Origin of the sequence: Bacillus sp. NTK071 (assembly GCF_017303315.1) — a bacterium.
In the GTDB taxonomy this organism is placed as follows: domain Bacteria; phylum Bacillota; class Bacilli; order Bacillales; family Guptibacillaceae; genus Guptibacillus.
The window spans coordinates 1-257 of the sequence record NZ_JAFKOI010000146.1 but is presented as its reverse complement, the minus strand read 5'-3'; the positions used below and the strand labels follow the sequence as shown (position 1 = coordinate 257).

At 66.9% G+C, this 257-nt stretch carries 1 pseudogene; it reads right to left on the bottom strand.

Annotated features, from left to right (window positions below):
* Window positions 1-257 (bottom strand): annotated as a pseudogene (locus tag JI666_RS21385) (hypothetical protein); the annotation flags it as partial.

The window sequence follows — 257 nt, the reverse complement described above, 5'->3', positions numbered from 1 at the left end:
CGACTGGGTGGCGAGCTTGCCCGATAGGCCCGCGCGGCCGGTGATCGAGCGCGCGAGTTTCTCGGGCAGATCGAGCGCATTCGCGAGCTCGCGCGCGCCCCTTTCGGCGCGGGCCGACTGGGCCTCTTGCGCGATATCGCGGCCGGCGGCTAGGTCGACTTCGATCGCCTGCCCTTCGCGCCAATAGCTGGAAATCTGCAGGATTGAGGGCCCGGACAAACCGCGATGGGTAAAGAGCAACCCTTCGTCAAAGGCGA